The 8,346-nt window shown below is 36.0% G+C and carries 9 protein-coding genes and 1 pseudogene; 8 read left to right on the top strand and 2 right to left on the bottom strand.

What is annotated here, in order from left to right; genetic code table 11:
• The first annotated feature begins 43 nt into the window (after nt 1-43).
• From A194_RS0112525 to A194_RS0112510, 4 genes are all read left to right on the top strand, one after another.
• The gene (locus A194_RS0112525) at nt 44-721 is read left to right on the top strand and encodes a methionine ABC transporter permease (protein ID WP_017187175.1); all 678 of its coding nucleotides are present in this window, start codon (nt 44-46) and stop codon (nt 719-721) included.
• Nucleotides 718-1,527, top strand: a complete 810-nt coding sequence (locus A194_RS0112520) for a MetQ/NlpA family ABC transporter substrate-binding protein (RefSeq protein WP_017187174.1) — start codon at nt 718-720, stop codon at nt 1,525-1,527. The genes A194_RS0112525 and A194_RS0112520 overlap by 4 nt, the downstream gene beginning before the upstream one ends.
• Before the next feature lie 121 nt (nt 1,528-1,648).
• Nucleotides 1,649-2,035, top strand: a complete 387-nt coding sequence (locus A194_RS0112515; RefSeq protein WP_017187173.1) for a DUF1761 domain-containing protein — start codon at nt 1,649-1,651, stop codon at nt 2,033-2,035.
• Nucleotides 2,036-2,107: 72 nt separating this feature from the next.
• Nucleotides 2,108-2,824, top strand: a complete 717-nt coding sequence (locus A194_RS0112510) for a hypothetical protein (RefSeq protein ID WP_017187172.1) — start codon at nt 2,108-2,110, stop codon at nt 2,822-2,824.
• A gap of 41 nt (nt 2,825-2,865) precedes the next feature.
• On the opposite strand, the gene A194_RS0112505 is transcribed toward A194_RS0112510, so the two are convergent.
• Nucleotides 2,866-3,045 (bottom strand): H-type small acid-soluble spore protein, encoded by a 180-nt coding sequence (locus tag A194_RS0112505; protein ID WP_017187171.1) that lies wholly within the window; start codon nt 3,043-3,045, stop codon nt 2,866-2,868.
• A 224-nt stretch (nt 3,046-3,269) separates the two neighbouring features.
• Between A194_RS0112505 and A194_RS0112500 the strand changes: the two genes are divergently transcribed.
• From A194_RS0112500 to A194_RS0112485, 4 genes and pseudogenes are all read left to right on the top strand, one after another.
• Nucleotides 3,270-4,262, top strand: a complete 993-nt coding sequence (locus A194_RS0112500) for a DUF3231 family protein (RefSeq protein WP_017187170.1) — start codon at nt 3,270-3,272, stop codon at nt 4,260-4,262.
• 250 nt (nt 4,263-4,512) lie between these two features.
• Entirely contained in the window at nt 4,513-5,046 is a 534-nt protein-coding gene (gene ectA, locus A194_RS0112495) for a diaminobutyrate acetyltransferase (protein ID WP_017187169.1), read from the top strand.
• A gap of 79 nt (nt 5,047-5,125) precedes the next feature.
• A pseudogene (gene ectB / locus A194_RS18395) lies at nt 5,126-6,399 on the top strand (diaminobutyrate--2-oxoglutarate transaminase).
• 186 nt (nt 6,400-6,585) lie between these two features.
• Nucleotides 6,586-7,785, top strand: a complete 1,200-nt coding sequence (locus tag A194_RS0112485) for a D-alanyl-D-alanine carboxypeptidase family protein (protein ID WP_017187168.1) — start codon at nt 6,586-6,588, stop codon at nt 7,783-7,785.
• A gap of 13 nt (nt 7,786-7,798) precedes the next feature.
• On the opposite strand, the gene A194_RS0112480 is transcribed toward A194_RS0112485, so the two are convergent.
• Nucleotides 7,799-8,346, bottom strand: a 548-nt coding sequence (locus tag A194_RS0112480; protein WP_017187167.1) for an NUDIX hydrolase, incomplete at its 5' end; no start/stop codon positions are given.

Below are 8,346 nucleotides of genomic sequence, written 5' to 3'. Positions count from 1 at the left end.
GCTCAAGGTTTCGTTGAACGTCTCACTCATGGTGGTGAACCTCATGCCTGAAGTGTTAGTCGAGTACCAAGCTGAAATATGGCAGTCGATTGGTGAAACTTTTATTATGGTTGGTTTCTCAATATTAGCTGCTGTATTGGTTGGCTTACCGCTAGGGACTTTTTTATACTTATGTCGTAAAGATCAAATACTAGAAAACCAAGCTGTATTTTCTTCATTAAACTTACTCGTTAACGTCATTAGATCGTTTCCATTCTTGTTACTCGTTGTATTCATGATTCCTTTTACCCGTTTAATTATCGGGACAGCAATTGGAACAGCAGCAGCGACTGTTCCGTTAACTGTTATTGCGATTGCACATTACTCCCGTTTAGTTGAACAGTCGTTACTGGATATTCCAAAAGGGGTTATGGAAGCGGCCATTTCAATGGGGGCTTCGGTGAAGGAAATTATTTTTAAATTTTTATATGTTGAAGCGCGCTCAGGTTTAGTGCTTGGATTGACGACATCGACGATTAGTTTTATATCTTACTCAACAATTATGGGAGTTGTTGGTGGCGGAGGAATCGGTGACTTTGCGATCCGTTACGGTTACCAACAATTTAGAACTGATTTAATGTTTTATATGATTTTCATCATGGTTATACTCGTACAGTTAATTCAATTCACGGGAATAACGGCTGCTAGAAAACTTGATAAAGATAGGAGAGACATAACATGAAAAAATTACTTATTCCAATGACAATCTTGTTATTGATATTAGCTGCATGTGGCGGAGCTGATGATGCAGAAGAACAAACAGAAAATCAAACATTAGAAGTTGCTTCTTTAATTCCTCCGATGCTAGATATTCTTGAAATTGCTCAAGAGCAATTAGCTGAAGAAGGTATTGAGCTGGAGATTGTAGAGTTAAGTGATAATGTACAACCTAACGATGCATTAGCTGAAGGTGAAGTTGACGCAAACTTCTTCCAACACGTGCCGTACATGGAAGAATATAATCGCAACAATGACTCGAACCTAACACCAATCCAGCCAATTTATTATGCAAATTACGGTGTATATGCTAAAGATTATGATGCTATGGAAGAAATTCCAGATGGTGCAACACTAGCTGTTGCCAATGATATGACCAATTTAGACCGTTCATTAAGGTTATTAGATGACCATGGTGTCATTACGTTAGGTGAAACAGATAACCCGCATTACCGTTTATCTGATATCGAAGAGAACCCTCATGACTTTAACTTTGAAGAAGTTGACTTATTAATGTTAGCAAGAGCTTACGACGATGTTGATGCCGTGCTAATGACACCTGCTTATGCAGAGCCATTAGGCCTAACACCAACTGCTGACGCTTTACTAACGGAAGGCGAAGACAATGACTTTGCGATTACGTTAATTGCTCGTGAAGACAATGAAGATTCAGAGGCTATTCAAAAGTTAGCCGAGGCGATGACGAGTGACGAAGTTCGTGATTTCTTAGAAGAAAATTACGAAGAGACTTCCATTCCAGCATTTGATTAATAACGAGCCTATTCTTGACTAAAGAGTCGAGGATAGGTTTTTTTTATACAGTTTAGCAGGGAGTGGTTTTCAATTAGTCGAATATAATGGGTAACATATATTTTAAATTAGAGGTGAAAGAATGCTGTTAGCTATTATATTGGGGATCATTATTTATATGGTTTTAGGGATGGTTTACTATTCACCTAAAGTGCTAGGACATTTATGGATAAACTATTTAAACATTCAAGAGTTTAAAACACCACGGTATGATGTGTTATCGTTAGCAACCTTTCTTACGGTGAGCATATTGTATTTTATTTTACAGTGGTCAGAGGCAAACACACCATTTGAGGGATTGTATATAGGGTTACTAGTTGGTGTATTAGTTGCGTTGGCGTATGCAAAGGACTTTGTCTTTGGACTTGGTGAAAATACGGGAAGTTCATTAAAAGTATACTTTATTGCTGTTGGATTTCACATCATTGCATTATCTGTCATCGGTATGGTGATGGGGAGCCTTTTATAATTTAGTATGGACAAGTTCCATTTTCCACGTTTGCCCATAACATATTAGAAAAAGGTAACGAAGGGGATTGTTATGTACTATTATGATGTAAGAAAAGCGATTGAACTTATTGATTCAGCACATGGTGATGTGAATGGCGATGGTGTATTGGATGAAGTATTTTTAGTCGGCTACCAAACCCAAGATAGCCCATTTATACAAAACATAACACTTGTTATTCAAGATGGTGTCACGCATGAGCTTTACAGTACACCTCTAGTCGACAGTGTTGGTTATAATCCCACTCTATTTTTAGGTGACTTCACGGGTGATGGTTTAGACGAAATTATGATTAGTGTTGCAACGGGTGGCAGTGGTGGTATTATGAATGAGTTTATTTATTCTTTCGCTCATAATCGTTTTAACCTTATTTTTAATAGTAATGTGTATAATAACTACTATCAATATACTGTGAATTATGAAGATGATGCGAAGGTCCGTGTTGTGAGTGAAGTGAACCAACAGCAATATGTCATAGATCTATCCGACCGTGATCCACAATACTTAAATGAAATATATGATGAAAATGGAAACTTATTAGAACCGATTGAAGGATGGGTAAATCCATTGAGTGGTTTATACCCAGTAGATTTTGATATGGATGGTGTGTATGAACTTTTAGTTTATCAAAGAATCGCAGGGCGTTATAATGCTGATGCATTAGGTTATGTGTTAAATACGTTAGCATGGGACGGGAACCAATTTGCTTTAAGCCAGCAATTTGTTGCTATATATGGTGCTGATTTATAAATGTTAAGGCGAACGCATTCATTTTGCGTTCGCCTTTTTAATCACTCTTCTTCTAACTTAGTGACATCTACTTCGAACTTTGTACCACTTTCTTTTAAGTAGTGAATGATCGCCTTTTGTTTGTCATCATTAACTTCGTCGATGTAGACATACTTTCCTTTGTAAACGACATTCTTCATGTTAGGGTCATCTTTAATTTCTTTTGCACGCATTAAGTTCATTTACGATCCCTCCTCGAAATGTCTTATACATATCACATAACCTAATTAGAGCATGTTTAAACATATCTAAGTGTTATGTTTATGGTCAGTTGAAAGATGTGTCAGAACAATTTAATTTTTATAGCTTATTAGCGAGTAGGTAATTTCTATACAAAAAGTGTATGAATTAACAAACAGTGCTCATAATAAAAGATGATTATAAGAAATGATGGAGGACTCTTCTAATGCCACAAACTCCTGGTTTAGTTTCATCAGAAATCGGTACATTATGGATGACCTATCAGCAAAAAACTATGGCTCTTAGAATGTTAGAGTATTTTATTAAAAAAGCGGACGACCAAGAAGCTAAAGATATAATGGTAAATATACACGAAAAAATAGAACCTTATGCTGAAAAGATTGTCACCATTTTTCAAGAAGAAAATCTGCCTATACCAACTGGTTTTACTGGTGTAGATGTTAACGAAGACGTTCCAAAGCTTTATGACAATGGGTTTGACATTATGTTCTTACGCTTAATCAAAGAAATTAGTACAGGAATGCACACTTTAAACTTATCAATGTCATACAGAGAGGATATTACACAGTTTTATAGAGAACTATCGGTTATTACGCAACAATGTTATGATGACTGTACACAGTATTTACTAAAGAAGGGTTTAATAGCTAAGAGTCCCTATGTTGCTGTTGAAAAGACCGTAGAATATGTTAGTAATACAAATTACTTAAGTGGATTAAACCCTTTTAGTGACAAGAGGCCTTTAAGTACAGTTGAGTTGGCTCATCTGTACCATGGCATTGAATCTAATAAGATCGGGTTACAGATGATTAAGGGGTTTGCACAATGTGCTGAAGAGCAAGAGGTAAGAAAATATTTTGATAAAGGTGTAAAGCTTGCTAAAAACATCGTGGATGATTTAAGTAAGTTTCTAGAAGATGGGTATATCCAAGTTCCTGGAACGGAAGGCGGGAATGTTACAACCTCTTCTGTGGCACCGTTCTCCGATAAGCTAATGCTTTATTGTGTTAACTTATTTTGTGGATTTTCAATAGGTGGTAGTTCTTTAGGGACTTCATTTAGTTTAAGAAATGATATACCGACGCGTATGTCTATTTTAATGAAAGACATATTTAGCTATGCGCATGAAGGGGCAAAAATTTTAATTAAGTATGGTTGGATGGAGGAATCACCTCAATCCTTTAAGAAGAATCAGTAAAAGAGAAGGGTAATCCTTCTCTTTTTTAATGCAAATTTTAAAATCATCAAAAAATTAAATGGTAAAAAAGACTAAATTCTTAATAAATTAGAGAAATACATACAATACTGTAGCATTCATTAAGTTCGTAACTCTTAATTAACGACATCAACAATAAGATAGTTGTATGCTTGTTAATCACTTTCTAAGTCGTTTGATAAAATTTGCTCCGCTCGTTAACATAATAAATGGAAACAATCGTTAACCAAAAATGAAGGGAGCATTTAACATTAATAGTCAAACAGCTACTTTAAGTCCATTAGATACGGTCACTTTTGAGAAGCCGACTGTAGAAGATGGTTCAGAAATGTGGGAGTTAGTAAATAATTCAAGTTTAGATCAAAATTCAGCTTATAAGTATATTATGATGTGTGAACATTTTGCAGAGACATGTGTTGTCGCTAAAGAAGACAATAAGGTTGTCGGGTTTGTTACCGCATTTATACCTCCAGAGAGGCAAGATGTTGTATTCGTTTGGCAAATCGGAGTTGATGCGTCACAAAGAGGAAAAGGACTAGCATCTAGAATTTTAAACGAATTAATACAACGGGAATCTTGTCGAGATGTGCGCTTTTTACAAGCGACAGTGACTCCATCAAATAAAGCATCCCAATCGTTATTTAAAGGATTTGCGCGTAATCTTGGCACGAAATGTGAAGTGTCAGAGTGCTTTCCTGAAGAGTTATTCCCAAGTGATGAACATGAAGAAGAGTTAAGCTTTTTAATTGGACCAATCGAAAAATAATTTAAAAATTAAAAAGTAACACCTAATAATAGTGTTTAGATTATAATACCCTTAGGGGTAATTTTGAGGAGGATAAATTTTGAATAAAACAGACATGAAAGTTTTTGAAAAACATGAATCAGAGGTTCGTAGTTATTGCAGAAGCTTTCCAACAGTATTTAATGAAGCAAAAGGCTCTAAGATGTGGGATGAAGATGGAAATGAATACCTTGACTTCTTCTCAGGTGCTGGTGCATTAAATTATGGTCACAACGATCCGAAAATGAAAGAAGCATTGATTGATTATATAACAAATGATGGGATTACACATTCATTAGACAAAGCTACAACAGCTAAAGGGCAATTTATTGAGCAATTTAATGAAGTGATTTTAAAGCCAAGAGGTTTTGATTATAAAATCATGTTCCCAGGACCAACTGGAACAAATACCGTTGAAAGTGCATTAAAATTAGCGCGTAAAGTAACAGGGCGTACAGATGTTATTAGCTTTACTAATGGTTTCCACGGTATGACAATTGGCTCTTTATCAGTAACAGGAAATGCCGCTAAACGTAGAGGTGCAGGGGTTCCGTTAAACACTCTGTTACAATGCCTTATGATCGTTTTATGGATTCTGCAGATACTTTAGATTATTTAGAGCGTTTCTTAGAAAATGGTGGTAGCGGAGTCGACCTACCTGCAGCTATGATTGCTGAGACTGTCCAAGGTGAAGGTGGCATTAACGTTGCTAGTAAAGAATGGTTACAAAGATTAGAATCTATTTGTAAGCGTTGGGATATCTTGTTAATTATCGATGACGTCCAAGCGGGTGTTGGCCGTACAGGTTCATTCTTCAGCTTTGAAGAAGCGGGTATTACACCAGATATCGTTTGTATGTCTAAGTCTTTAAGTGGTTACGGTGTGCCGTTTGCTATCACGTTGTTAAGACCAGATCTAGATATTTGGGCACCAGGTGAACATAACGGTACTTTCCGAGGAAATAACCATGCATTCATTACAGCAACAGCTGCTTTAGACTACTGGAAAGATGATAAGTTAGAAAAGAGTGTTAAGCATAAAGCAGAGATCACTCATGAATACTTGCAGAAAATCGTTGAAAACTACTCTGAACTAAAAGGTGAAGTACGCGGTCGAGGATTAATGGTAGGAATCGCTTGTGGCGAAAAAGAACTAGCTGAGAAAGTTGCCGAAAAAGCCTTTGAACTAGGATTAATTATGGAAACAGCAGGTCCAGACGATGAAGTGTTTAAGCTGTTCCCTGCTATTACAATAGAAGAAGCAGACTTGAAAAAAGGCTTAGAGATTATTGAAGAAAGTGTTAAAAGTGTAGTAAAAGAACCAGTGTTATCTTAATATGCTAACGAGGAAGCTGACCTTAAGTGGGGTCGGCTTCTTTTTTGTTAGTTTTTACCTATAAAAGGGCAACACTTTAACTAAATGAAATATAATTGTAATCTTTTATTAGTATTTATACATATTTTGATTTGGTAAAATTAATAAAGCGAAATAATTACGATTACAAAAATGAGGAATGCTCATATGCTTATAAATAGATTGTGTTTTAGTATAATAATTGTTTTAGCATTAATGTTAGTAGTCACAACTCCATCTTCTACGTATGCGCACGTTCAAGACATAGATCTGTATAGCGAATCAGCTATATTAATTGATCAGTCTAGTGGTGAAGTGTTGTATGACAAAAGTAGCCAGCAACAAATGTATCCGGCTAGTATTACTAAAATTATTACCGGGATTATAGCTATTGAGCAAGGTGAGCTTGATGATAAAGTGACGATTAGTGAGGGTGCAACTGAAGTCATCGGGACAAGTGTATATTTGTTAGAGGATGAAGAGGTTGAGTTACGTAAATTAGTGAAAGGCATGCTTATTAATTCTGGTAATGATGCCTCTGCTGCGATTGCTGAGCATATTGCTGGTAGCGAAGAAGAGTTTTCAGAGTTAATGAATGAGTTTGTGAATGATGTTGTCGGTGTAAGTGATACTAATTTCACAAATCCACATGGCTTATTTGACGAAAACCAATATACGACTGCAAGCGATATGGCAAAGATCACACAATATGCTATGGATAATGAGAAATTCCGAGATATTGTCGCGATGACTGAGTTTGAGTGGGAAACTGAAGGTTGGGAGACAACGATCTATAATCACCACCAGATGGTTAGACAGTATGATGAAGTTACGGGTGTGAAAAATGGGTTTGTTCGAAAGTCTGGTTATACCCTAGTAACAACAGCAACTCATGAAGATGATCAAATTGATTTAGTCGTCGTTACATTAAACTCTCCATCTGCCAATCATGCTTATAATGACACAAGGAAATTAATTGATTATGGCTTTGACAACTTTGAAACTAATAAACTTGAAGAAGGCGAAATTCTTTATGATGAAAATGGACAAGAATATGAGTTAGAAGAACCTATCTATTTCACCTCTGAAACAGATAATAATTGGGAGAAGGAAATCGATGATGGTGGAGTGTTAAGTGTTTTTAATGAAGAAGAAGAAGTGTTGTTAGAGAAACAATTGAAGACACAAGAAGAATTAAATAAAGAGCCTGACCCAAAAGATGCACAAATGGCTATGGGAACAGCAAACCAAAGTAATGAAGGGGAAAGTAATGTTTTTTTGGTTGCGATGTCTTTGTTAGCAACATTAATAACCATTGTAGTGTTATTCATTAGAAAAAGGAGAAAACAAGATTGGTTTTTTAGATAAAAAGGAGATAGGGTTAAGTCCTATCTCCTTTAATAATGGTGATGAAATCATTCAAGATTCTAGCCGTTAATCCCCAAATGACATAGTCTTCATAGTAATAAAAATGCTCCTCATACTGTACTTTTTGTACTTCATAAGATTCACCGTTTGGAATATCATCATAAGGAAAGTTGTCATCTGGTTTAATTTCAACGTCTATGTAATGGACTTCAGGTTTGTTTTCCAAGAAGAAAGATAAAGGAACAGTGAAGATTGAATCTACTTCCAATGGATTAGGTTGAAACTCTTCTTCAGCATCAAGTGCAATGAATCCCGTGTAGGCACTTACGCTAAGACGAAATGGAGTAACAAGAAGTCCAAGGTATTCCACGTTATTAACTTGCCCTTCTAAAATGCCTAACTCTTCACATAGCTCTCTTACAGCTGTCTCAGATGTGTTTAAGTCATCTTGATCTACTTTTCCACCAGGGAAACAGACTTCACCTGGTTGGCGTCTCATGTATTTAGAGCGTACTTCAAATACGACATGAAGTTCATCGTCTTTTTCTATTAAAGGAATGA

Origin of the sequence: Alkalibacillus haloalkaliphilus C5, from assembly GCF_000269905.1 — a bacterium.
Taxonomy (GTDB): domain Bacteria; phylum Bacillota; class Bacilli; order Bacillales; family Alkalibacillaceae; genus Alkalibacillus; species Alkalibacillus haloalkaliphilus_A.
This window is presented reverse-complemented; position numbering and strand designations above follow the sequence as displayed.

Bases quoted from the DNA above. Each gene is read 5' to 3' on its own strand.
- A194_RS0112525 (WP_017187175.1), top strand. From the start codon at position 44: ATGCCTGAAGTGTTAGTCGAGTACCAAGCTGAAATATGGCAGTCGATT.
- ectA (WP_017187169.1), top strand. From the start codon at position 4,513: ATGAAGGGAGCATTTAACATTAATAGTCAAACAGCTACTTTAAGTCCA.
- A194_RS0112520 (WP_017187174.1), top strand. From the start codon at position 718: ATGAAAAAATTACTTATTCCAATGACAATCTTGTTATTGATATTAGCT.
- A194_RS0112505 (WP_017187171.1), bottom strand. From the start codon at position 3,045: ATGAACTTAATGCGTGCAAAAGAAATTAAAGATGACCCTAACATGAAG.
- A194_RS0112515 (WP_017187173.1), top strand. From the start codon at position 1,649: ATGCTGTTAGCTATTATATTGGGGATCATTATTTATATGGTTTTAGGG.
- A194_RS0112500 (WP_017187170.1), top strand. From the start codon at position 3,270: ATGCCACAAACTCCTGGTTTAGTTTCATCAGAAATCGGTACATTATGG.
- A194_RS0112485 (WP_017187168.1), top strand. From the start codon at position 6,586: ATGCTTATAAATAGATTGTGTTTTAGTATAATAATTGTTTTAGCATTA.
- A194_RS0112510 (WP_017187172.1), top strand. From the start codon at position 2,108: ATGTACTATTATGATGTAAGAAAAGCGATTGAACTTATTGATTCAGCA.